Origin of the sequence: Paenibacillus sp. FSL R5-0473, from assembly GCF_038004565.1 — a bacterium.
GTDB lineage: Bacteria > Bacillota > Bacilli > Paenibacillales > Paenibacillaceae > Paenibacillus > Paenibacillus amylolyticus.
On record NZ_JBBORL010000001.1, the window covers coordinates 41150 to 65521 of the forward strand.

Below are 24372 nucleotides of genomic sequence, written 5' to 3' on the forward strand. Positions count from 1 at the left end.
GGTTACACAAGGAAGGGGCCCTATATGGGGCCTTTTTTTGTGGAATAATGTGATGATTTGCATTGACGCAAATTTTGAAATCACATATAATTTTATTATTGTAAGCACTTACCGAAAACGTTTTACATCATGAGAAATATACAGCTGATTCAGGAACAGGAGCTAATCATGTCCCAACACAATAAACAAACTAAAATCAATCGTCTATGGTATCAACAACCGGCAAAACGCTGGGAAGAAGCATTGCCCATCGGAAACGGCCGTCTTGGAGGCATGGTGTACGGTGGCGCAGCAGATGAACGAATTCAGCTCAATGAAGATACATTATGGTCAGGGTTTCCACGGGATACGATTCAATACAGCAGTCAGCGGTATTTGAAGCAGACGCGAGAGTTGATCATGTCTGGGAAGTATGGTGAGGCTGAGGATTTGTTGAACCGTGAAATGCTTGGTCGTGATGTGGAGGCTTACCAGCCGATGGGTCATTTTCTATTGCACCATGAGGGTCTGGATGATCTTTCATATGATGCATTTGAACGGGAGCTTGATCTGGAATCGGGTATTGCAACCACAACCTACTCATTGGAAGGAACTCAATACGTACGTGAAGTGTATTCAAGTGCTTCGGATGATCTGATGGTCTGCACATTAACTGCTGATCAGAAGGGCGCTGTGAGTGTAAGTGTTACGCTAGACAGTCCCCATCCTTATCGCGTTGAGACTTCGGGAGATGCTCTAACCATGTTCAGTCGGTGCCCAAGTCATGTGGAGTCCAATTACTTCAGAGATCACCCGGAATCCGTCCTCTATGAAGAGGATCGGGGAACGGCTTATGCTGTCCGTGTAGCATTTACGGCATCTGGCGATCAGATGAAGGTCTCCAATCTGGAAGGCAAGTTACATATTCAGGGTGCTAATGAGGTTGTGTTTTATCTGGCAGCGGCTACCTCCTTTGAGAGTTACGATGTGTTACCTGTGAAGGATCATCTTGTATTGGAAGAGGAATGTAAGGAGATGATCTCCAAAGCGACCACACATGGCGCGGAAGCGCTTCGTGACCGACATATTCAGGATCACAGCGCGTTGTTTAACAGAGTCTCTATTGATTTAGGGGTATGGGCTAACGCCGAATTACCTACAGATGAGCGGCTGCAGGCTTATCAGGCAGGGCAACAAGACCTTGGACTGGAGGCGCTTTATTTTCAATATGGAAGATATCTGTTAATGGCTAGTTCGCGTCCGGGCAGCCAGCCTGCCAATCTGCAGGGAATCTGGAACCATCAGGTAGAGCCGCCATGGCACAGTGATTACACAATCAATATCAACACGGAGATGAATTACTGGCCGGCAGAAGTCTGCAATCTTAGTGAGTGTCATGAGCCGCTGTTTGATATGCTGACCGATCTCAGTGATACAGGACGAAGAACGGCGCGGATTCTGTATGGAGCCCGTGGATGGACTGCCCATCATAACGTGGATATCTGGAGAACCTCTACACCGACAGGTGGAGATGCAAGCTGGGCTTTTTGGCCGATGGGTGGCGTGTGGCTGACCTCGCATCTATGGGAGCATTACCAATTTACCGGGGATCAGCGTTTTCTTGAGGAACGTGCGTATCCCATCATGAAAGAGGCGGCGCTGTTCTGTCTCGATTGGCTGGTGGAAGGACCCGATGGTTATCTGGTTACGATTCCGTCCACTTCACCAGAGAACAAGTTTCTCACAGATGCTGGGGAGGCACGCAGTATATCCATGGCTTCAACGATGGATATGACGTTAATTCGTGAACTGTTCAGCCGCTGTATTGGGGCCTCGAAGCAACTAAATATAGATGAGTCGTTGGCAAGCGAGTGGAGTGAGGCTCTGGAGAAACTCTATCCATTCCGAATTGGAAGCGAAGGACAATTGCTGGAGTGGTTTAAGGATTTTGCCGAATCCGAGCCAGGGCATCGTCACGTCTCCCATCTGTATGGACTGTATCCGGGAGAGCAGATCAATCGAGTACACACACCGGAATTGGTAGAAGCAGCACGGGTATCACTTGAACGTCGTATCTCACAAGGTGGCGGGCATACAGGATGGAGCTGTGCATGGTTGATCAATCTGTATGCACGACTACTGGATAGCAGCCAGGCACATCAGTTTGTGCGCACGTTGCTGGCCCGGTCCACACATCCGAATCTGTTTGATGACCATCCACCATTCCAGATCGATGGTAATTTTGGAGGCACGGCTGGCATGGCCGAGATGTTGTTGCAGAGTCACTTGAACGAGTTACATTTACTTCCGGCACTGCCTGAACTCTGGACTCAAGGTCATGTTGAAGGGCTTCGTGCAAGAGGTGGTTATACAGTGGGCATAACTTGGGCGGACAACAAGCTTGCGTCAGCGGTCATCAAAGCAGACCGAAGTGACTCGCTGACCATTCGCAGTGCTTATCCGCTGCGTGTAGAAGGACATGAACAAGCCAAGGCAGAGCTTACGCCTCAGGGCGATTATGTAATTATTTTAACCATGACCGCAGGACAGACGATCCGCGTGTCATTATGAGACGGAGGAGCCAACCATGACCATTTTTAAATTTCCGCAAGATTTTCGCTGGGGAACAGCAACAGCTTCCTATCAAATAGAAGGAGCGGCACAGGAAGGTGGACGCGGGGCATCCATCTGGGATACGTTTGCGCGCACACCTGGCAAGGTATATAACGGAGACAATGGGGATGTCGCGTGTGACAGCTACCACCGTTACGAGGAAGACATCGAACTGATGAAGAAACTCGGGATTAATACATACCGGTTCTCCATTGCCTGGCCGCGTATTATTCCTGACGGAGATGGTGAGATCAATCGGGAAGGTCTGGACTTCTACCACCGCTTCGTGGATGCATTAATCGCAGCTGGAATTGAACCGTTCCTCACACTGTATCACTGGGATCTTCCGCAAACGCTGGAGGATGACGGAGGCTGGGGCAACCGCAGAACTGTGGATGCTTTTGTGAAATATGCCGAAGTGATCTTCAAAGAATTCTCGGGCAAAATCAACTTCTGGCTGACATTCAACGAACCATGGTGTATCGCGTTCCTGTCGAACCTTCTGGGGATTCATGCGCCAGGAAACAAAGACCTGCAAACTTCTATTAATGTGGCACATGGATTACTGGTTGCTCATGGTAAAGCCGTTCAATCCTTCCGTCGCTTGGGAACAACCGGTCAGATTGGTATTGCTCCGAACGTGTGCTGGGCTGAGCCGTACAGCAAATCTCCTGAGGACCAAGCTGCGTGTGACCGATCAATTGCGCTTAATACCGATTGGTTCCTTGATCCAATCTACAAAGGTTCATATCCGCAGTTTATGGTGGATTGGTTTGCAGAAGCGGGTGCTACCGTACCAATTCAGGAAGGCGATATGGAGATCATCTCGCAACCAATCGATCTGCTCGGCATTAACTATTACACGATGGGGATCAATCGCTTCAATCCTGAGGCAGGTGCTCTGCAATCGGAAGAAGTTGATATGGGCCTCACCAAAACTGATATTGGCTGGCCTGTGGAATCACGTGGTTTGTATGAATTTATGCATTACTTGCAAAAGTACGGCAATGTGGATGTATATATCACAGAGAATGGTGCCTGCATCAATGATGATCTGGAGAACGGAAAAATTAACGATGATCGCCGGATTTCATATTATGAGCAGCATTTGGCTCAAATTCACCGCATCATTAATGACGGCATTAACCTGAAAGGGTACATGGCATGGTCACTGATGGATAATTTTGAGTGGGCAGAAGGCTACCGTATGCGTTTTGGTCTTGTTCATATGGACTATCGTTCACTCGTGAGAACACCGAAGGAGAGTTATTACTGGTATCAGAACGTCATCAAGAATAATTGGTTGGAGACACGGAACGAACATAATCCCCAATAGTTTGGGTGGCAGGTTTCAAGGGTAAAGCAGGTCCTCATTATATATGGTTCCCTTATTAAAGCTGAGAACGACGGTAACATTGGAGTATTCCAATGTGCCGTCTTTTTTTGTGTTTTTACCGTTGGAAATGAGTAGTTCATAAAGGTTTCATAAGGTCAAGTGCAGTTCCTGTTATGAAGAGACGTTTTTTGGGTTATAAGAAGTATGAAAGAATTTAATAATGCTTTGTCAATGGTCGAAATGAAAATAAAGTGTCCAAATTGCGAATAAAATTTGAACATTTGTTGACTAAAAATCATACTGATGTGGTATATTGGTATAAGGAAAGCACTTACAAAAAGGGAAAAGGAAGTGTTTACTATGGCATCGAAGACAGCAATGGTTAGCCAATTGGAGCGCAAAGACAAAAATATGCGGCGCGCCGTCTTGACGATGACAGTTCTGGCATGGGTCGCACTCATTACGGGAGTGATCATGTGTCTGATCAATCTGAACGAATTTAATGATCGTAATCTTGGCTTGATGGTTGGTATTGGATTCCTTGTAGGTAGTGTGTTTATTTACGTTATTGCCAAAGCGATTGGCCTTGTTCATACACGCCGGGAAGACGAAGGCGCCGATTGATTATAATCCTGCGTTAATTCGTTCATAATAAGACTGGATGAGTTCCCGGAATCCAGTCAATAAAGCCCTTTGCGGATTCGTTGACACTGTTCAACGGGACTGCAAAGGGTTTTATTTTGTGACTTGATGTGTAAAGATTACGAAGTACAAATATCAAGCATGCAAGCGATTTGTGAGAAAAAATTCACACATTTAAGGTGTAAAATCGACAAATTTGTTAACAAGAACAAAAAAGTTGTTCATTTCTGATATCTTTAGTAGGAAGAGAGTAGTATACTGATTTTTCAGTATGAGCGAATTTAAGGAGAGGGGATCAAAATGAACAAGAAACCTAGGTCGCTAATCCGGATTATCATTCCGGTTGTCCTGACGTTGGTTACAATTGCATTGATTGTCTGGCCAATGCTGGCAGGCGGACAGTACGTTGTTCTGGATCCGAAGGGGCCAATTGGCGCTTCGCAGAGAGATTTGATTGTCATCTCGACAATTTTGTGTGCTGTCATTATTGTGCCAGTACTCATTTTGGCTGCCGTAATCGTATGGCGTTACCGTGAGAAACCGGACAACAAAGCAGCATATGAACCTAACTGGGCTCATAGCACCAAAGCGGAGGTTGTATGGTGGACCATTCCAATTATTATTATTGGAATACTTGCAATTGTAACGATTCGTTACACGTATGTTCTGGAACCTTCGAAGCCGTTGGCTCACGAGAAAGCACCAATTACCATCCAAGTGTCTTCACTGGACTGGAAATGGCTGTTTATGTATCCAGAACAAGGAATTGCAACGGTTAATACGTTGAATATTCCGGCAGACCGGCCCGTGAAATTTGAACTCACTGCGGATTCACCGATGAACTCATTCTGGATTCCGCAACTTGGAGGACAGATTTATACGATGTCGGGTATGGCGATGACCTTGTATCTGCAGGCAGATCATGAAGGCAAGTACTGGGGTTCAGGCGCTAACTTCACAGGTGAGCATTTTGGAGAAATGCGTTTTGATGTGAATGCTACATCGGACGAAGATTTTGACAATTGGGTAGCTGAAGTGAAACAGAGTTCTCAGGCGTTGACTACAGAAGGTTACAAAGCACTGGCTGAGCCAGGCACAAGCAACGTTGCTTATTATTCTGCCTTCCCAGAAGGATTGTTCCAAAATATTGTGACCAAGTATGTAGTAGATGGTCAAAGTGCTCACAGTAAGCATGGAACTTCAAAAGAAGCTTCTGGAGCCATTCAAAATGCAACTGATACGTCCAATCAAGACGAGGACGAGAGTGCTAACTAAAGATTCGAAAGGAGGCCCCCAATGTTAGAGGGACTTAAAGAGTTTGCATCGGAGTTTTTCGTAACCGGTGATCCGCTCATTTATGGTGCGATGGTAGCTATCGGAATTACCATGATTACTATTGTAGCGGTGCTAACTTATTTCAAAAAATGGGGCTGGCTCTGGCGTAACTGGTTAACGACTGTCGATCACAAAAAGATCGGTATCATGTATATCATTGCTTCCATTATCATGTTGTTCCGTGGTGGTGTGGATGCGCTAATGATGCGCCTTCAGCTAGCTATGCCTAACAATGAATTTCTGAATCCTGAGCATTATAATCAGGTCTTTACAACTCACGGTACGATCATGATCTTGTTCATGGCGATGCCATTTATGTTTGGTCTATTTAACGTTATCGTGCCATTACAGATCGGAGCAAGGGACGTTGCGTTCCCGTTCCTGAATGCACTGAGCTTCTGGTTATTCTTCCTGGGAGCAATGCTGTTTAACCTGTCATTCGTTATCGGTGGTTCACCGGATGCAGGATGGCTGAGTTATCCGCCTCTATCGGAGCTGTCACACAGTCCGGGGGTAGGACAGAACTTCTATATATGGGGTATACAGATATCGGGTATCGGTTCCTTGGCTACCGGTATCAACTTCCTGGTTACCATCATTAAAATGCGTGCGCCAGGCATGAGATGGATGAAAATGCCGATGTTCACATGGTCGGTATTCTCCACTTGTATCATTATCTTGTTTGCTTTCCCGATCTTGACCGTGACACTTGCATTGTTATTCCTCGACAGGTTTGCCGGGGCGCATTTCTTCACACTTGATCTGGGCGGTAACCCAATGATGTATATCAACTTGATCTGGATGTGGGGTCACCCTGAGGTATACATTGTCGTCTTGCCGGCATTCGGTGTTTTCTCCGAGATTGTAAGTACCTTCTCTCGGAAAAAACTGTTTGGCTACAAATCGATGGTATTCGCGATGTTGATCATCAGCTTCCTGTCCTTCTTCACATGGGCGCATCACTTCTTCACGATGGGTTCCGGAGCAGACGTGAATGCATTCTTCGCCGTAACCACGATGTTGATTGCTATTCCAACAGGGGTTAAGATATTCAACTGGCTGTTTACCATGTATCGAGGAAGGATTCGCATGGCGACTCCGATGATGTGGACACTTGCCTTTATCCCGTGCTTTATTGTCGGGGGTATGACAGGCGTTCTGTTATCCGTTGCTCCTGCTGACTTCCAGTTCCACAACAGTTACTTCCTGATTGCCCACTTCCACCAAGTATTGATCGGTGGCGTTGTCTTCGGATACTTCGCAGGTCTGTACTACTGGTGGCCTAAAATGTTCGGTTTCCAACTCGAAGAGAAACTGGGCAAATGGGCATTCTGGACTTGGAATATTGGTTTCTATGTCTGCTTCATGCCGCAGTACGCTGTCGGTCTAATGGGTATGACACGTCGTCTGAGCACATACGGCTGGGATACTGGCTGGTGGGAACTGAACTTCGTATCCACAATCGGGGCATTCCTGATGGGTGTCGGATTCCTGTTCCAAGTTGCACAAATCGCAGACGGTATTCGCAAATACAAATCACTTAAAGCTTCCGCCGATCCATGGGATGGCCGTACGCTGGAGTGGTCGATTCCTTCACCAGCTCCTGAATACAACTTCGCCGTTACACCGCGCGGAGATGATATTGATGAGTGGTGGGAAGAGAAAGAACGTCGTGCCAAAGGCATCTATCCGCCAGAGCAACCGCTTGAGCCGATTCATATGCCGAAGAACTCTGGAATTCCGTTCATCATGTCTGTCTTCTGGTTCATCGCCGGTTTCGGCTTTGTCTTCGGATGGTTGTGGATGGCAATTCTCGGACTCGCTGGCGTAGGGATCTGTATGATCGCCCGTTCATTCTCATATGATACGGATTATTACATTCCGGTTGACGAAATTAAACGTACCGAAGCGTCGTTAAGGGGGTCGGTATAGATGGCTCAAGCAGCCGCTAAGCACGGTGAGAATCATGCACATGGTCACGACCATGGACATCATGATCCACAGGAAATGAAAATTCTCGGTTTCTGGTTCTTCCTGATTTCCGACGTTATCCTGTTCTCCGTATTGTTCGCAACCTTCATTGTGTTGCGTGACAATACGGCGGGCGGACCGATTTTGTCTGAATTGATCAAAATGCCTGGTGTTATTGCCGAAACGTTTATCTTGCTCACAAGTTCATTTACGAGCGGACTAGCCGTACTGGCGATGAATCAAGGCAAAGTAAAACAATTAATCAGTTGGCTGGCAGTTACAGCCGTTCTGGGTGCAAGCTTTATCGCACTGGAAGTATATGAGTTTATTGAGTTGATTCACGAAGGGTTCAGCTTTACAACGAGTGCTGCTTCTGGCGCATTCTTCACCCTTGTGGGAACTCACGGACTTCACGTATCGCTCGGTCTGATCTGGATGATTGGACTTATGTTACAACTGAAAAAACGTGGTATTACCGATGTTACTCGCGGTAAAATTAACGTCATCAGCTTGTACTGGCACTTCTTGGACGTCGTATGGATTTTCCTCCTGTCGATCGTCTATCTCATGGGGGTGATGTAGATGTCAGAGCACAACTCACATGATTCCCACGGTCATGAGCAACATGGTTCACTGAAGTCTTATGTCATCGGCTTCATTCTGTCCGTCGTTCTGACAATCATTCCACTTGTGGTGGTTCTCAATGATATGATGGAAAGAACAGGAACACTCATTGTTGTTCTTGGCACGGCAGCACTTCAGTTTGTGGTTCAACTCTTCTTCTTCATGCATATCCGTGAAACAGAGAAACCACGCTGGAATGTGATGGCTCTTATCTTCGGTTTGCTGATTATGATGACCATCGTAATTGGTTCGATCTGGATTATGCTTAACAATGCTGTTGCACATTAATTGATATGATGAAAGAGCTTCACGACCTTGGAATTCAAGGTTGTGGGGCTCTTTTTTTTCTAAGCAGAAGTTATCGCATATTTTAATGAAAAAAAAGTTGGATTATATCATAATAAGTCGTTGATGAAATAATTTACCAGTGATACTATTGTTATACACTCTGGAAATATATTCAATATTTTAGTTAGAGCAATTTTAGCAAAATTATTTTAGGAGATGTACTAATGAAAGCAAGGGTAATCCGTTATTATCGTTTTGGCGAACCAAGTGAAGTGTTATGTATGGAAGAAAAAGATGTGATACCCCCTGGCCCCGGTGAATTAGCAGTGAGGATGTATGCTCGACCTATTAATCCCTCCGATATTATTCCTGTTCGAGGAGCTTACCCGCATCGTACCCGATTACCAGCTGTTCCCGGGTTTGAGGGTGTGGGGGTGGTAGAAGCAGTAGGGCCGGGAGTTTCCAATCAAATGTTGGGTCGCCGTGTCTTGCCACTAAAAGGTGAGAATACTTGGCAGGACGTCGTGAAGACTTTGGAGCAACATACGATTATTGTGCCGAATGATATCGATGATCACTCAGCAAGTCAGCTCTATATTAATCCGGTTACGGCTTGGTTGATCTGTACAGAGGTGCTTAAGCTTACGTATGGTGATACCCTGATTGTGAATGCAGGGGGATCTGCAATCGGGCGAATCTTTGCACAGATCTCAAAAATCTATGGATTTAAATTGATTGCGCTTACGAGAGATGATCGTCATACTGCTGAACTGTATCGTCTTGGAGCAGTATCTGTTATCAATACAACGAAAGAGTTGCTCCAGGCTAGGATCACGGAATTAACAGAGGGGTGCGGTGCTGATGCAGCCGTGGATTGTATTGGAGGGACAGATGGGGAACAGTTGGTGAGTTGCCTTAAGCCAAATGGAACGGTCATCAGTGTAGGACTGCTTTCGGGGATCACACCGTTATGGCATGAAGTTACCCGGGGAACACAAGTTCATGTGAAACTTTTCTGGTTAAAACATTGGGTGGAACGCTGTACGCAAGAACGCTGGGAACAGGTATTTCATGAGGTAATGGAGTTGGTCAGAGCAGGGAGGCTTGTCATGACAAACATTGGGGCGACGTATGAACTAACGAATGTACAACAGGCTATTGCAGCGGCTGAATCGGGTATCGAGGGGAAGGTTCTCTTAATACAGTAGTACATAAGACTTGGAAAAACTCAACATAAAGGATGCGTAGTTAATAACTAATTCATATTGGGGGCCTTGTTGTGAAGATTAAAGATATGATGTTTACTGCGATTATGGCAGCTGTTATTGCAGTACTTGGACTGTTACCTCCGATTCCACTACCATTTATACCTGTGCCAATTACAGTCCAAACGCTGGGCGTGATGCTGGCAGGCAGTATCCTTGGTGCTCGATTGGGAGGGGTAAGTCTCTTGCTCTTTGTTGTTCTGATCGGTTTAGGAGCTCCATTGTTGTCCGGTGGCAGAGGGGGCTTGGGTGTTCTGGTTGGACCTACAGGCGGGTATGTTCTTAGTTATCCGATTGCTGCTTTTGTGATTGGGTTGTTAGTTCAACGTACATCCGTTGCAGGCATTAAATTTTGGAACTTTCTACTGAGCAACATCGTGGGCGGAATCCTTGTTGTGTATGCAGTGGGTATTCCATTCCTGTCCTTTATAACGGATGTACCAATTACACAGGCTATCATAGGCAACCTTGTTTTCATTCCAGGTGACCTGCTCAAAGCAGTGCTTGCTTCACTTATTGCTGTTAGAATTCTCAAGGTAAGTCCTACAATGATCCAGGATACGAAAAGGCAAACTCCGGGGGTCTAACATTATGATATTCAGAGACTGCACATTCTTAAGCACTTCTATACAAGTAAATCGCGCCAAGTGATGGAGGTACTACAGTGATTCATTTTTCCAATGTAACGTTTGGTTATGCAAACCGAGCAACAATGTTAAACGATATTAACCTTCATATTCGTTCTGGTGAATATGTGGCGTTTGCTGGAAGGAATGGAGCAGGGAAATCCACCATAGCTAGGTTAATGAACGGGTTACTCCTTCCAACCACAGGCCAAGTAACTTTTAATGATTATGTGACATCCAATGAAGATGATTTAAGTATCATTCGTCAGAGAATTGGAATGATCTTTCAAAATCCAGAGAATCAAATTGTGGCATCTACAGTGTTTGAAGATATCGCCTTCGGCCTGCAAAACGTTTGTGTCCCTACTGAAGATATCGAGCGTCATGTAACAGAGGCATTGAGCCAAGTGGGGATGCTGGATTATTATAATTCTGATGTATATTCGTTATCAGGAGGGCAAAAACAGCGTATCGCTATTGCGGGAGTTCTCGCTATGGGACCAGAAGTTATTGTTTTTGATGAATCTACCTCAATGCTCGACCCGGAAGGCAAAGATCAGATTGCATTGCTGATGGGAGAGTTGCATAAACAAGGAATTACGATTGTAACAATTACGCATGACTTAGAGGAGATTGCAGCATCTTCGAGGGTTATTGTACTTGATCAGGGTGACATTTGTTATGATGGATCGCCCGAGGCCTTGTTTCAGGGCGAATACTGGCGTTTTCCCGGGATAACGGCTCCTTTTATTGTCGAGGCAAGAGAGGCACTGAACCGGAAGGGGCTACACTCTTCTTCGGCACTCACTCTGGAAGATTTGGTGGATGATTTATGCAAATTACACTAAAAGAAGTGGACTTCTCGTATCATGTTGGAACACCACTGGAGAACAACGTATTGAGCAACATTACACTCACCATGGGCGATAATCGCATTTTTGCTGTTGTGGGAAAAACGGGATCTGGCAAGTCAACTTTTGTACAGCTGCTCAATGGGCTTCTGCAACCTACAAATGGAACAGTTGATATAGGGGATTTTCGAATGACAACCGATCGAAAGAAAACGTACGTTCTCTACGATAAAGTGGGTATTGTATTCCAATTTCCGGAGCATCAATTATTCGAGGATACGGTAATAAAAGACATATCCTTTGGTCCCAAGAACTTGGGCTGGTCAGCTGAAAAAGTTCGTAGTACATGCTTGGATGCATTACACATGGTAGGTCTGGACGAATCTTTCTGCAATAGATCACCGTTTGAATTAAGTGGCGGAGAGAAGCGGAGAGTGGCAATTGCAAGTGTGTTAGCGATGAACCCGGAGGTGCTTATTCTCGACGAGCCAACCGTAGGGTTGGATTCGGAAGGGAAAGAGCAGCTGATGGAACTCTTTTGTTCCTGGCAGCAGGAACAGGGGAGTACGATCATTATGGTGACGCACGATATGGAGACTGTTGCCGAGTACGCCGAAGAAGTGATTATATTTGAACGTGGTCAAGTGCAAAGACATACGACTCCTCTCCAATTGTTCACTGAATATCAAGTTGAGTTGAAAGATATGGGATTAAAGCTGCCTAAAGCGCTCCAGCTCGTGGAAGCCATAAATGTAAAATTGAACGTTGAATTGCAGCTGGAGTCGGTAAAGAAAGAATGGATTTTGTCATATATTGCTGATTTTTTTCAGAGGAAGGAATTGTAGTTATGTCCTTATCTCAATCCTTTATCATTGGTCAGTATGTCCACAGAAACTCCATCATTCACCGGCTTGATCCAAGAGCTAAACTCGTCATCGCGTTCCTGTTCATGTTGTCTGTCATGCTGTTGAACTCATGGCTTTCATACGTATTGTCTGCGGTGTTTGTGGTGTGTGTAGTCACTATATCGCAAATACCACCCTCCTATATTGTTAGAGGATTGAAACCTGTTTGGCTAATAGTCATTGTCACATCTGTGTTTCACATTTTTCTGACACAAGGGGGGCAGTTATGGCTTGAAGCGGGAGTGTTTTCGATCTACGAGGAGGGTGTCATTAAAGCAGGTAATATAGCCATTCGCATCATTCTTCTTCTCGTCATGGCTTCATTGTTGACACTTACGACAAAGCTGGGTGATCTCGCACAGGCTATTGAAGATCTGTTGAAGCCTGCCAAGCGGTTGGGTGTTCCTACACAGGAATTTGCGTTGATGATCTCGTGGACGATCCGCTTTATTCCAATCCTTTTGAATGAAACCGACAACGTGATGAAGGCACAGCGGGCAAGAGGTGTTCGTTTTAATTCCGGTAATATCGTTCGTCGTCTGCAAAGTTTTATCCCAATTGTAGTCCCTATCCTTCTGTTAGCATTCCAGAAAGCCGAAAGCGCTTCACTGGCCGTTGAGGCACGCGGATATAGCCCTGGCATGAATCGAACGCAACTGAGAACGTTAGCTTTCAAAAAGCTCGACTATCAAGTGCTGATCATATCTATTTTTTGTTTCGCACTTTTGTTGGCATTACGAAAGTGAGGTAAGCTATGAGGATTTACCCGACAAATCTACATGAATATCACAGACTCATTTCAGTATCTAAAGGTGATCAGCCTGCGACAATGTGGTTTAGACAGGCATCTTACTTGAACGTATACACAGGGGAAGTTGAACAAGCGAATATCTATCTGTCCGGAAGTCGTATTGCCTACGTTGGAGCCAAGGAACTACCCACTTCAGACCAGACCCAGGTCATTGAATTGGAGAAAGATCATGTTGTTGTTCCAGGATATATTGAACCTCATGCACACCCATGCCAAATGTACAATCCTTATACATGGGGAGAAGCTCTGTTACAGAAGGGTACGGTCTTGTCCATTAATGATAATCTGTCTTTGTTAACGTTTCTAGGAACTGAAGCTTTGTCATTCATTGAGGAGCTGGAGGAGACAAGTCACCATATGTTCCTATGGTGGTGTAACATTGACCGTCCTGATCGAGCTGATCCAATGACTATGGACAAGTGGCTACAACATAACCTTGTGATACAGAGCGGGGAACTGACCGAATGGCCCAAACTGCTGGCGAACGACGAAGTATTGGTAGAGCAACTTTATCTAACGAAGGCTCATCATGGGATGAGGGCGGAAGGACATTTGCCGGGCGTATCTTATGAAAAAATAAGTACTATGGCTGCAGCGGGCATCACAGCTGACCACGAAGCTCTCCATGCCGAAGATGTACTTAGACGATTAAAAGCGGGGCTATACGCCTCTCTTCGATACTCATCTATTCGTCCTGATTTGCCATACCTCCTTAAAGGGATGAAAGGTGATTCCCGGTTCAATATGAACCGAATGATGCTTACCAGCGATGGCCCGTCACCAAACTATGTGGAGAGGACGAGCTGTGCCAGCATGATCAAGATCTGTATGGAGACGGGAATATCTGTAGCGGATGCCTATCGTCTTGCTACCTTAAATCCGGCAGTATATTACGGTCTGGATGAAGACTTAGGCGGGATTGCACCAGGCAGACTGGCTTGTTTGAACGTCTTAACCTCCATAAATGAACCTGATCCACTGCATGTCCTGCAACGAGGTGAGTGGGTGGTCCAAAATCAAAGGCGAGTAGTAGAGCCAGATGAAGCAGAGATACACACTTGGTTGCGCTCCACTTTTCCGTCTCGTCGAACGATCGTTAACCTGAGGCTGGACCAGATGGAAACTCGAACCGACATCGGTATTGAATTGGTGAACGATGTCATCACCCAATCGTACCATTTTGATCCCCGAGCGGAATTGGAAACGGATGAGAACTGGATGACATTACTGGATGTTAACGGAAGTTGGGTGATTAACACCCGAATCAAAGGTTTAGCGTGTGGGATCAAGGCATTAGCAAGTACGTACAACGCTTCGAACGATACACTTTTACTTGGGCGATCTCTGTCTGTCATGCGCGAAGCATCTCAGGAGTTGGAAGTTCGCGGGGAAGGAATATTAGTATATTTCGTGGATGGGGAGCAACTGTACATTCCTCTTCCTCTCAGTGGAGCTATGAGCTTGGAGAGCGTGGCATCAATCGGCGCTAGTGTGGATCATTTCAATGAGAAAATGCGTGTCCACGGTTACCGATTTGGTGATCCTCTGTATTCTCTTTTATTTCTGACAGCTTCACATTTGCCGCATATTCGTGTATCGGACAAAGGGTTGTATCTGGTTAAAACAGGTGAGATAGTGCTCCCGGCTACCCCCTTAGTTAATACAGTAAGGAAGGTGAAATGATGTTACTGGCTGATGCGATACGCATGCATGCTTCCCAGAATCCTGAGAAAACTGCCATCTTTGATGATGCCCGGCAGATTTCGTACGCCGAGCTATACCATGGAATAAAGCTGGCAGCAAATACAATTCTGGCTACTGAGGAAGATTTCGAAGCCGATGAACTTCCTCTTGTCGGCCTGCTGATGAACAATAGTGCCGTGATGATCGAATACTTTCTTGCAGCCACCAAATTTGGAATGTGTGCTGCTGTATTTGATCCCAAGTGGAGCGATGCAAATCTGACGGAGGTTATTAATGAATGTGAACCTCGTGTGCTTGTCATAGATGTGGAGTTTAAAGCCAGAATACCTCATATTCCATCGTCAACAAGGGTGATTACTGTGGATACAGGTGAACCTCGTTCTCTCAGAAGGGAAGAAGCCGAACCACAGCGATCCTCAACTGAAGATAGCCTGTTCTACATGGGATATACCTCCGGGACGACCGGACGACCGAAAGGCTATCTCCGTTCTCAGCGTTCATGGATCGAGAGCTTTGCATATGCGCGTGAAACATTCGTGCATGATGCAGGAGACCATGTATTGGCGCCGGGTTCTTTGGTCTATTCACTTACGTTATATGCGTGCATTCAAACTTTGTATATTGGCGGGACATTCCATCTAACAAGCAAATTCCGAGCGGAATACGTATTGGAGACGTTAGCAACACATGCGGTTACACATCTTTATCTTGTACCTACGATGTTTGAAGCACTCTACAAAGCGTTCATGGCTTCTGATTCAGTTATTGCGCTGCCATCTGTCAGATCTCTCATTACGTCAGGTGATAAATGGTCGCCAGAATCCAAACGGAAGGTGACAGAGGTATTTGAAAATGCAGGTTTGTATGAATTTTATGGTGCCTCCGAGCTAAGCTTTGTCACAGTACTTGATCCGGAAGGAAATCGGTATAAACCTGATTCAATCGGTAAACCGTTTGCCGGTGTGCAGGTATCCATTCGTGAAGCGGATAGTACGGAAGTAACCGAAGGCGCAGTAGGACAATTGTTTGTGAAGAGCCCGATGATCTTTGCCGGATATTATGGTTCCGAGGAAGAAACCAGCCAAGTTGTACATGGTGAATGGGCAACTGTGGGAGACCTTGCAACACGAGATTCCGAAGGCTATTTATATCTGGTTGGTCGAAAGAAAAACATGATTATTAGCGGAGGGCTTAATATATATCCGGAGGAAATCGAGAAGCTGTTGTTAACATTGGAAGGCATTGAGGAGGTCATCGTTGTAGGTGTACCCGATGTATACTGGGGCCAAAAGGTGACTGCACTTATCAAGCTCAGAATGGGTAGCGAGGTTAGTGATGATGAGATTGTATCATTGTGCCGTCGTGAGCTTGCTACCTACAAGTGTCCAAAGGAAATTATACGGGTGGATGCCTTCCCCTATACAACGAGTGGAAAGATTTCGCGAACAAAACTGAACGAGTTACTGAAAATAAAGATATGAACAATATGTTGATTCCTGTTATTCTTTCCGCGAAGCGAACTGCAATCGGCAAATACGGGGGGATGTTTAAGGAGACACCGCCGGAGATACTGGCTGCAGAAGTCATTCAGGCCATTTTAAGCGAAATTCCCATCCCTCCCGGTGACATTGATGATGTTCTATTGGGGAATGCAGTAGGCGGGGGAGGTAACATCGCCAGGTTATCCGCGTTACAAGCCAAACTCCCAGTAGAGGTCCCTGGCGTGACGATTGATCGTCAATGCGGATCTGGTCTTGAAGCCATTCATTTAGCAGCGAGGCTGATTCAATCAGGTGCCGGGAAAGTGTATCTGGCTGGTGGTGTCGAAAGCACAAGTCGTGCACCCTGGAGATTGGAGAAACCCTTGTCTCTGTACGGGAGTGTAGTACCTCAAGTAATCACTCGCACACGATTCTCTCCGGAATGGATCGGAGATCCGGATATGGGGAAGGCGGCTAACAACGTTGCTAAGAAGTACGGTGTGACTCGAATGGACCAGGACGAATATGCGCTTTCCAGTCATAGGAAAGCGATTGCTTCAATACAAAGCGGGCGTTTCGACAACGAAATCGTTCCATTGTCTATCCCGGAGGGTAAGCAATTCAGAATCATTCATACAGACGAATGTCCTCGGGCGAATACAACACTTACGAAGCTTGCAGCATTGCCATCTGTTTTCGAACAGGATGGTACAGTGACGGCTGGTAATGCATGTCCATTGAATGATGGAGCCGCTATCGTTTTAATCATGTCAATGGGAAAAGCATTATCGTTAGGACTTACACCCCTAATGAAATTTATCGACAGTGTGGCAGTGGGGGTTGACCCGAACTACTTGGGTATCGGTCCGGTCCCTGCCGTTACCAAGTTGCTCAGCCGAAATCGCTTGGCAATGGAAGACATTGATCTTGTGGAATTCAATGAAGCGTTCGCTTCACAAGTTCTGGCCTCTTTAAGAGAACTGCATATTCCAACTCACATTGTTAATGTGGGAGGCGGGGCACTGGCGCTTGGACACCCGTTCGGTGCATCGGGAGCCATCCTGGTTACACGCCTATTCAACGAGATGAGGCATATAAAGGGGGCTCGGGGAATCACAACACTGGGTATTGGTGGCGGGATCGGGCTTGCATCATTGTGGGAGAAGTGCGAATAGGAGGAAACAGTCTTTGTTGTTAGAGGGACAGGTAGCAGTCATTACGGGTTCCAGCCGCGGAATTGGGCGTGCAACCGCAATACGTATGGCACAAGAAGGAGCCAAGGTAGTAGTCAACGGTGTACAAGAAGGTGGGGTATGGGACGTTGTCCAGTTGATTCGGGATCAGGGTGGGACCGCTATTGGGGTCGTTGAATCCGTTGCAAGCATGGCCGGTGGTGAACGCATCATATCGGAGGGTCTTCGCGAATTCGGCAAGATTGATATCCTGGTGAACAACGCCGGAGTTGTTCACGATAAGATGGCCCATAAAATGAGTGAAACCGAGTGGGATCTTGTATTGAATTCGCATCTTAAGGGAGCCTTTGCTTGTATCCGGTCCGCTCTGCCGAGCATGAGGGAACGAAGGGAAGGCAGCATTATTAATATGATCTCCGTGGCGGGCTTGACCGGAATGATCGGACAATTAAATTACAGTGCTGCCAAAGCCGGATTGATAGGCATGACGTGGACACTTTCGCTGGAACTTGAATCTTATGGCATTAATGTGAATGCAGTTTCTCCCGCAGCGCGTACTGACATGACAATGCCCTATATCGAACGGGCGAAGCAGACCGCTGAAATGAAAGGCGAGTCGTTTCCCGAGTACTGGAAAGTAGGTTCAACGGAAGATGTGGCCGAATTGATGCTTTCCTTATGTCTGCCGCGTTGCCGTAGGGTTACCGGTCAGATCTTCTCTGTTAATGGTGGAAAGATCGGTGTGTGGTCCCCTCCAGAGCACCGTATAGTTGCCACCCAATCCAGTAGGGAGAACGGTTGGGAAGCAAGCGAACTCTTTGAGCAAGTGTTGTCAGCCTACGTGAAAGTGTAGAACTATTTCCGAAATATACGAATTGATGGAGGAAATTTTGTTGAAGAAAAAACGCATTTTTATTGGGATGATGGCCGGGATGGGGAGAGTGAATCGTTGTCTTCCCATAGCACTAAAGTTACGAGAGATGGGACATGAGGTGGCGTTCACAATCTGGGGAAATGCCGGGGTGGCGATGGAACAGATGGGTTTTACCTATATTCCGATTCCAGTTATTCCTGCTCCCAAGGGACAGGTTTTCCACCCAAACTTCAAGGATATGAATCACTTTTTGTCCATGATGGGGTACTCGGACCCTGTTTACATGCGAAATGAGCTTGAAGCTCGTCTGCGGGTAACCATCGGTTTTAAACCGGACCTTGTTATTTCCGATTCGAGTGTCCCCGCAGCGTTCATTGCCTGTAAGCTGGACATTCCTCTCGTTTCTATGAATCAGTCCAGCACACTTCCAGGTGGTCTTCCTTTTACAACGAATTATGGATTATATGGAGACATACCAGATGTCACGAATGTATTGAACGGAGCGTTGGTTGAGTATGGTCTGCCTGAAACGGACAACCTTCTCACATTTCTGGCGGGTAATCTTGCCCTTCTTCCGAGCATACCGGATTTTGATCCGGTACAGATCGGGAAGCTGCCCGTTCCAATTGAATATATCGGTCCCGTGGTATGGAGAGATACAAATGAGACAGGAATGCCTGCGAACTGGTTGAAGAAATCAGACAACGACAGGAGGCCACGTGTATTTGTATACACAAGTCGTCTCGTGGAATGGGGTGTGGAGAGTGGTGGTCATATTTTCAGGGAAGCCGTTAGAGCACTCGGTAACACTTCGACGGAGCTTTTGATTGCTACTGGTTTTAATCCATTGGAAGGGGACAGCGTGGAAGTTCCCCCTAATGTACACTTCACCTCATATGTATCGGGAGTTATGGCAGCCGAGCATAGCGATGTGATGATTCACCATGGCGGACATGGAAGTTGCATGACGACGATCTTAACAGGCACGCCGTCGTTGGTCATTCCGACCTGGGCAGAACGTGAGTTTAACGCCAAGCAGTTACAGGACGTTGGCGGTGGCAGAGTAATGTCCCCAGATGAGGTTACGGGATCCGCTCTAGCTGAGACCGTTAACGCGATGATGACTAATGGAGACATGGATAAGGCTGTGGCGCTGAAGGAAAACGTCTGTACTTCGCAGTACGGAGGAGCCGGGCGTGCAGCTGAACTCATTCGTCGTTTGTTGTAAAGAGGGGGCAAGGTTCTATTGAAAAGTCTTTTGGTTGTCCTGAGAAGTCCGGCCTTACTTTTATTATCCGTATGTATTTTTTTTATTGGTTTGGGATACGGATTAACGCTACCATTCATGCCATTATTCGGAGTAGAACGGGCTGGAATGAGCCCCTTATCATTAGGGATCTTTATGGCGTGTGGATCGTTAAGCGGCATTATCATTAGTACGCTGTTTAGTCGATTGTCCGATAAAAAGCCTGTGCGCAAGTGGATCATTGTTGGATCATGTGTATCTGCTTCTGTAGGCTATGTATTCTATGCAAATACGGACAGTTACATTGTGTTAATGCTGGTTTCCTGTACTTTCATGGCCTTGTCTTTCTCGGCCTTTCCGCAATTATTTGCTCTTGCGAGAGAAGTAGTCGAGAGGGAGGCGAGTGAAGATGTCACCGTTGTTATGGCTGTATTGCGAGCTCTGGTGTCTCTGGCCTGGATTCTTGGTCCTGTAATGGCGTCTTTTATAATCTACCAGTTCTCGTACACAGGCCTGTTTCTGGTTGTTTCGTTGATGTACATGCTCGTTGCCGTATTTGTACTGATGATTCGAGCAGACGAGATTCGGGAACCGGGGGGCGGAACGGAATTATCATCTGACTCAGTACGTAGCTTCAAGCGCCTGCTGATGGCACCGCAGATTGTATTTTCATTACTTGCTTTCATGGCATTTGAGTTGGCTAATACGATGGGGGGCATTGTAACTCCCTTATATGTTACGCAAGAGTTGCAAGGCGGGAAGTTGGACGTTGGCATGATCTCGGGAGTTAACGCAGCCTTGCAGGTTCCCACCATGATCATTTTGGGAATACTGGCCAAAAGGTTTGGTAGTATCACAGTTATGAAATGCGCGGGATTGTTTGGAGTCGCCTATTTTTCACTATTTTGGTTTACCCAATCGGGATGGCAGATCATTGCTATCCAGATATTCAGTGCCATTTTTATCGCGATTGTACTTGGAGTTGGAATGACTTTTTTTCAGGATTTGGTTCCTAAAATGACAGGTACGGCCACAACGTTGTACAACAATGCAAACATCATTGGTTCCATGGGTGGTGGATTACTAGCCGGAGCAGTCGGAAATTATTTTGGTTTTAAAATAGTGATTGCCTGTTCGGCAGCACTTGCCTTCCTGGGATTTGTACTATTATTGGTGCCAAACGCAAATAAAAAGGTAGTCCGGCATGTGGGAGGAGATACGTATGAAAGCTAGTGTAATTATTCTATCGCATAATCAGAAAGAAGTGATTCAGGCCTGTTTGTCTTCCTTATCGAGACAGCGTTTGTGTGAAGGCGATCAATACGAAGTTGTAGTTATCGATAACGGGTCTATAGACGGCACGGGCGAGATGATCGGCAGGCTTACGTATGATTTTCCTATACGATATAATGACATTCCTTCTACGGAGCAATCAAGTCGGGCAGCGGCACGAAACAAGGGGATTACTATCTCGAATGGAGATGTGATCGTGTTCCTTGATGGAGATCAACTCGCCGGACCGGACTTTATCTATGAACATTTGAGAGTGCACAAGCTAGCCGAGGGGAAACTTGTCATAGGGTTTCGAAGATATTTGGGTGAAGAGAGCATCGATATAACGTCGTTAAATTCGGGATGGGTGCATACTGCTATTACATCATCAGAAGCAGATGAACGATTTCAGCTCATGGAACGTTTTTCGGAAAATGGAAGCGCATTCCGCACAGCGTGGCATCTGTCTTTCAGCTGCAATTTCTCGGTAACAAGAGAAGTACTGATCCGATCGGGTATGTTTGACGAAGGGTTCAAGGGATGGGGGTTGGAAGACAGTGAGCTTGGCTATCGTCTGCAACAGGCTGGAGGAACGTTCGTATTGAACAAAAAAGCGTTAACCTTCCATATCTTTCACCCTTCCGAGTTTGATGAGAATCGTTATGATGGTTGGAAAACGAATCTAGATTATTTCCTCGAATGTCATCCGATGTTTGAAGTACAGGCGCAAAACATCTTAAAGGAATTTTTTGACCCAGAGATTAGAAAATCATGGTGGGATTGTTATATTCGCTTTGAGAAGGTTGTAAGAGCACATCAGGGTTACGAGGGGGATCGATTACCTGTCAGCATCATTGTTGTCTATGCCGAGGGCCCAGAACTGATCCAGACCATTTCGGCAGAAGCTGCCCATAGAGAAGTGTTGGTTATAGATAAGACACCATCATCGGACCTGGATATCTTGTGCCAATGTATTAACGAGAAATTTGATGTTTTGTATTACAAGCATCCTTCGGAAGATCAGTTAATCGACTTGTACCATCAGTATGCAGTCAGGGGAATTGTGAAACATGAAATTTTCAAGTGATCATGGATCAGCTGTTCTGGCCCCAAATGATGACATTTTATACGGGAGGTTGACATGAATTTTGAATTGACAGAGCAACAGAAGCAGATTCAATCCGCCGCACGCCATTTTGTGGACGAGCTACTGATTCCGTTGGAACCTGAATTATTGCGTAACGAGCGTGAGGGAAGACCCGGAATCGAACTTAGACAGATTAGAGAGCTTCAACAAAAGGCGAAAACACAGGGCCTATGGGGTATTGAGACACCAGAAGAGTATGGGGGAGCAAATCTTGGGACGGTCATTAGTGCACTCCTGAAAATGGAGCTAGGACGCACGTGTATTCCGTTTGTCTTCGGGGGGGAAGCGGACAATATTCTGTACCTTTGCAACAAGGCACAACAGAACAAGTATTTGCTTCCCGTTATTGCGGGCGAGAGACAGTCCTGTTTTGCAATAACGGAGCGTTCGGCAGGTTCCGATGCAAGTCGAATTCAGATGAGTGCTGAGCGTGTAGCGGATGGTTGGGTACTCAATGGAGAGAAAGTATTTATCACAAACGGAAACGAGGCGGATTTTGCAATTGTTTTTGCAGTGACTGATGTCCAGGCAGAGCCGGGCAAAGGGATCACTTGCTTTCTGGTGGACCGGGACATGGGGTGGACGTCAGAGCCGATTCCTACGATGGGTGGGGATAAAAGCCCTTCTGTACTTACGTTTAACCAAGTGTTCGTGCCAAACGGAAATGTGCTCGGTGAAGAGGGGCAGGGGTTAACAACAGCGATGCAGTGGATCAGTCGAGGGCGTTGGGTGATTCCGGCTATTGCTGTGGGTGCATCTGGCAGGCTGATCCATATGGCCATTGATTACGTTAAAGAAAGGTCGACATTTGGAGAGCAGTTGGCAAGTCGGCAGAGCATCCAATGGATGATTGCCGACTCTGCTGTTGAGCTGGAGGCTCTGAAATGGCTGGTATTATATACTGCTTGGAGGGTGGATCAGGGGCTGGATGCAAGACATCATGCAACGATGTCCAAGTTGTACGGTGCAGGTAGAGCAAACGATATTGTGGATCGGGTCCTTCAGATTTTTGGTGGAATCGGATATTCGAAGGACTTGCCGATCGAGCGTTGGTATCGGGAAATGCGAGTATGGAGAATCTTCGAGGGCACAGACGAGATTCAACGCATGATTATTTCCCGCAATCTGCTTAAGGGTCATGTCCGAATTGGAGAGTGGGATTAACGGGCCGTGTAACGAACGGATCCTTCATAGGCTAGCAAGTTAGAAGGAACACCCGCTCGATGTTCAATATAGACTGTGATACTGCATGCCAGATGGGAGAGGTTATCCGTGTTGATGACACTCACGAGGACACGGACGACGTCCCCTTCCATCACGGGTGAGCGAAATCGGTATTTTATATCGCATAGAATCCAGTTATCCAACCCCAGCATTTGCAGTCGGTTTCCAATCATGCCACCGATAAGCATACCTTGTGCAATTCGGCGAGGTGCACCTGCTTCATGTGCTTTGAGAACATCCAGATGAATTGGGTTGTTATCGTTCGATGCAGCTGCATAGGCGATGAGCATAGCACTGGTTATGGTTCCAAGACAAGCGTCGAACAGGAGTTCACCAGATGAGAGACGGTGTTTCCCATCCCATTGATAATAAATCTCCGAGGGATATTGCGGATACACAGGCTCGAGTTCGGAGTACGAAGGCTGCAACGCTGGAGAGTCTAGAAGTATTAATGTGGTGTTAGCAACGAGTACGGGTTGTTTCATGACGTTCGTAACCTTCATTGTACAATCAAGGAGCTGGATCTTCCCCAAAGATCCAGTTGTTTCGCGTACGTTTGCAAGTTCAATCCTGTAAAATAAAGCTGCATCATACTTCAATTTACGTTCGTATGTAAACGATTGTTGGCCATGGATCATAATTTTCCCAGGAAGCTCCATCCAGGGTAAGTGTGTCTGTTGCCACCATATCATCGGAAAGGTGAGAGGAATGGATCTTGCGTCGGGACGAAATTCTTCTGGAAAGCCTTGTGTGAACTGGACAATCTGATCTGTGGTAATAACCATTTTCTTGGGAGGAGTAGGTACTCCGATCCACGATTGGTAATCCATAACTTGCATCTCTCCTTTGACTGACCATGTCTTGTATTATATCGAAGGCAGTTAGAATCATAAATGTTTTATCACATAAATTACTTTTTCGAAAATAAAGGTACACAAAAGATACATAATGAACTAAAATGAACTTATATGAACATTATCAAACT

Annotated in this window: 21 protein-coding genes; 20 read left to right on the forward strand and 1 reads right to left on the reverse strand. The window is 46.2% G+C overall.

All coding sequences use genetic code 11. The features are described 5' to 3' along the window. Positions 1-168 precede the first annotated feature (168 nt). From MKY28_RS00195 to MKY28_RS00290, 20 genes are all read left to right on the forward strand, one after another. A complete protein-coding gene (locus MKY28_RS00195) occupies positions 169-2550 on the forward strand; it encodes a glycoside hydrolase family 95 protein (RefSeq protein ID WP_340934280.1) in 2382 nt (793 codons plus the stop codon). Between the two features lie 16 nt (positions 2551-2566). Further along, positions 2567-3928 (forward strand): GH1 family beta-glucosidase, encoded by a 1362-nt coding sequence (locus MKY28_RS00200; RefSeq protein ID WP_340934282.1) that lies wholly within the window; start codon positions 2567-2569, stop codon positions 3926-3928. A 360-nt stretch (positions 3929-4288) separates the two neighbouring features. Continuing rightward, positions 4289-4552 (forward strand): hypothetical protein, encoded by a 264-nt coding sequence (locus tag MKY28_RS00205; protein ID WP_036606904.1) that lies wholly within the window; start codon positions 4289-4291, stop codon positions 4550-4552. A 318-nt stretch (positions 4553-4870) separates the two neighbouring features. Continuing rightward, a complete protein-coding gene (gene cyoA / locus MKY28_RS00210) occupies positions 4871-5845 on the forward strand; it encodes a ubiquinol oxidase subunit II (protein ID WP_076253565.1) in 975 nt (324 codons plus the stop codon). A 21-nt stretch (positions 5846-5866) separates the two neighbouring features. After that, positions 5867-7837: a cbb3-type cytochrome c oxidase subunit I gene (locus tag MKY28_RS00215; protein WP_036606909.1), complete on the forward strand. Its 1971-nt coding sequence runs from the start codon at positions 5867-5869 to the stop codon at positions 7835-7837. After that, positions 7838-8458 carry a cytochrome o ubiquinol oxidase subunit III gene (cyoC, locus tag MKY28_RS00220; protein ID WP_036606911.1) on the forward strand — a complete coding sequence of 207 codons (621 nt, stop codon included), beginning with the start codon at positions 7838-7840 and terminating at the stop codon, positions 8456-8458. Next, positions 8459-8788: a cytochrome o ubiquinol oxidase subunit IV gene (gene cyoD / locus MKY28_RS00225; RefSeq protein WP_036606914.1), complete on the forward strand. Its 330-nt coding sequence runs from the start codon at positions 8459-8461 to the stop codon at positions 8786-8788. 224 nt (positions 8789-9012) lie between these two features. After that, on the forward strand, positions 9013-9996 hold the full coding sequence (locus MKY28_RS00230) for a zinc-dependent alcohol dehydrogenase family protein (RefSeq protein ID WP_076319666.1): 984 nt from the start codon (positions 9013-9015) through the stop codon (positions 9994-9996). Between the two features lie 71 nt (positions 9997-10067). Further along, a complete protein-coding gene (locus tag MKY28_RS00235) occupies positions 10068-10640 on the forward strand; it encodes a biotin transporter BioY (protein WP_036668056.1) in 573 nt (190 codons plus the stop codon). A gap of 77 nt (positions 10641-10717) precedes the next feature. Beyond that, positions 10718-11527 carry an energy-coupling factor transporter ATPase gene (locus MKY28_RS00240; RefSeq protein ID WP_036668055.1) on the forward strand — a complete coding sequence of 270 codons (810 nt, stop codon included), beginning with the start codon at positions 10718-10720 and terminating at the stop codon, positions 11525-11527. Continuing rightward, entirely contained in the window at positions 11512-12375 is an 864-nt protein-coding gene (locus MKY28_RS00245) for an energy-coupling factor transporter ATPase (RefSeq protein WP_036668054.1), read from the forward strand. Before MKY28_RS00240 ends, MKY28_RS00245 begins: the two co-directional genes overlap by 16 nt. A 2-nt stretch (positions 12376-12377) precedes the next feature. Then, positions 12378-13181: an energy-coupling factor transporter transmembrane component T family protein gene (locus tag MKY28_RS00250; RefSeq protein WP_036668053.1), complete on the forward strand. Its 804-nt coding sequence runs from the start codon at positions 12378-12380 to the stop codon at positions 13179-13181. Between the two features lie 83 nt (positions 13182-13264). Continuing rightward, complete coding sequence (locus tag MKY28_RS00255) at positions 13265-14929, forward strand: adenine deaminase C-terminal domain-containing protein (RefSeq protein WP_340934290.1); 1665 nt, start codon at positions 13265-13267, stop codon at positions 14927-14929. After that, positions 14929-16431 (forward strand): AMP-binding protein, encoded by a 1503-nt coding sequence (locus tag MKY28_RS00260; RefSeq protein WP_340934291.1) that lies wholly within the window; start codon positions 14929-14931, stop codon positions 16429-16431. The genes MKY28_RS00255 and MKY28_RS00260 overlap by 1 nt, the downstream gene beginning before the upstream one ends. Continuing rightward, a complete protein-coding gene (locus MKY28_RS00265; protein ID WP_340934292.1) occupies positions 16428-17606 on the forward strand; it encodes a thiolase family protein in 1179 nt (392 codons plus the stop codon). The genes MKY28_RS00260 and MKY28_RS00265 overlap by 4 nt, the downstream gene beginning before the upstream one ends. Before the next feature lie 13 nt (positions 17607-17619). Further along, entirely contained in the window at positions 17620-18477 is an 858-nt protein-coding gene (locus tag MKY28_RS00270) for an SDR family NAD(P)-dependent oxidoreductase (RefSeq protein WP_340934294.1), read from the forward strand. Between the two features lie 40 nt (positions 18478-18517). After that, on the forward strand, positions 18518-19726 hold the full coding sequence (locus MKY28_RS00275; RefSeq protein ID WP_036668050.1) for a glycosyltransferase: 1209 nt from the start codon (positions 18518-18520) through the stop codon (positions 19724-19726). A gap of 18 nt (positions 19727-19744) precedes the next feature. Further along, a complete protein-coding gene (locus MKY28_RS00280; RefSeq protein WP_100529841.1) occupies positions 19745-20977 on the forward strand; it encodes a sugar efflux transporter in 1233 nt (410 codons plus the stop codon). After that, the gene (locus tag MKY28_RS00285) at positions 20967-22103 is read left to right on the forward strand and encodes a glycosyltransferase family 2 protein (RefSeq protein ID WP_340934296.1); all 1137 of its coding nucleotides are present in this window, start codon (positions 20967-20969) and stop codon (positions 22101-22103) included. The genes MKY28_RS00280 and MKY28_RS00285 overlap by 11 nt, the downstream gene beginning before the upstream one ends. Before the next feature lie 54 nt (positions 22104-22157). After that, positions 22158-23327, forward strand: a complete 1170-nt coding sequence (locus tag MKY28_RS00290) for an acyl-CoA dehydrogenase family protein (RefSeq protein ID WP_340934297.1) — start codon at positions 22158-22160, stop codon at positions 23325-23327. Here MKY28_RS00290 and MKY28_RS00295 read toward each other — a convergent pair. Beyond that, on the reverse strand, positions 23324-24217 hold the full coding sequence (locus MKY28_RS00295) for a MaoC family dehydratase (RefSeq protein ID WP_036668045.1): 894 nt from the start codon (positions 24215-24217) through the stop codon (positions 23324-23326). The genes MKY28_RS00290 and MKY28_RS00295 overlap by 4 nt on opposite strands. Positions 24218-24372: the final 155 nt, after the last annotated feature.

What these genes read in the sequence shown, in the direction of transcription:
- MKY28_RS00200 (WP_340934282.1), top strand. Translation starts at nt 2,567, where the DNA reads ATGACCATTTTTAAATTTCCGCAAGATTTTCGCTGGGGAACAGCAACA.
- MKY28_RS00205 (WP_036606904.1), top strand. Translation starts at nt 4,289, where the DNA reads ATGGCATCGAAGACAGCAATGGTTAGCCAATTGGAGCGCAAAGACAAA.
- MKY28_RS00230 (WP_076319666.1), top strand. Translation starts at nt 9,013, where the DNA reads ATGAAAGCAAGGGTAATCCGTTATTATCGTTTTGGCGAACCAAGTGAA.
- MKY28_RS00295 (WP_036668045.1), bottom strand. Translation starts at nt 24,217, where the DNA reads ATGGATTACCAATCGTGGATCGGAGTACCTACTCCTCCCAAGAAAATG.
- MKY28_RS00255 (WP_340934290.1), top strand. Translation starts at nt 13,265, where the DNA reads ATGTGGTTTAGACAGGCATCTTACTTGAACGTATACACAGGGGAAGTT.
- MKY28_RS00260 (WP_340934291.1), top strand. Translation starts at nt 14,929, where the DNA reads ATGTTACTGGCTGATGCGATACGCATGCATGCTTCCCAGAATCCTGAG.
- MKY28_RS00265 (WP_340934292.1), top strand. Translation starts at nt 16,428, where the DNA reads ATGAACAATATGTTGATTCCTGTTATTCTTTCCGCGAAGCGAACTGCA.
- MKY28_RS00245 (WP_036668054.1), top strand. Translation starts at nt 11,512, where the DNA reads ATGCAAATTACACTAAAAGAAGTGGACTTCTCGTATCATGTTGGAACA.
- MKY28_RS00195 (WP_340934280.1), top strand. Translation starts at nt 169, where the DNA reads ATGTCCCAACACAATAAACAAACTAAAATCAATCGTCTATGGTATCAA.
- MKY28_RS00285 (WP_340934296.1), top strand. Translation starts at nt 20,967, where the DNA reads ATGAAAGCTAGTGTAATTATTCTATCGCATAATCAGAAAGAAGTGATT.
- MKY28_RS00290 (WP_340934297.1), top strand. Translation starts at nt 22,158, where the DNA reads ATGAATTTTGAATTGACAGAGCAACAGAAGCAGATTCAATCCGCCGCA.
- MKY28_RS00250 (WP_036668053.1), top strand. Translation starts at nt 12,378, where the DNA reads ATGTCCTTATCTCAATCCTTTATCATTGGTCAGTATGTCCACAGAAAC.
- cyoD (WP_036606914.1), top strand. Translation starts at nt 8,459, where the DNA reads ATGTCAGAGCACAACTCACATGATTCCCACGGTCATGAGCAACATGGT.
- cyoA (WP_076253565.1), top strand. Translation starts at nt 4,871, where the DNA reads ATGAACAAGAAACCTAGGTCGCTAATCCGGATTATCATTCCGGTTGTC.
- MKY28_RS00215 (WP_036606909.1), top strand. Translation starts at nt 5,867, where the DNA reads ATGTTAGAGGGACTTAAAGAGTTTGCATCGGAGTTTTTCGTAACCGGT.
- cyoC (WP_036606911.1), top strand. Translation starts at nt 7,838, where the DNA reads ATGGCTCAAGCAGCCGCTAAGCACGGTGAGAATCATGCACATGGTCAC.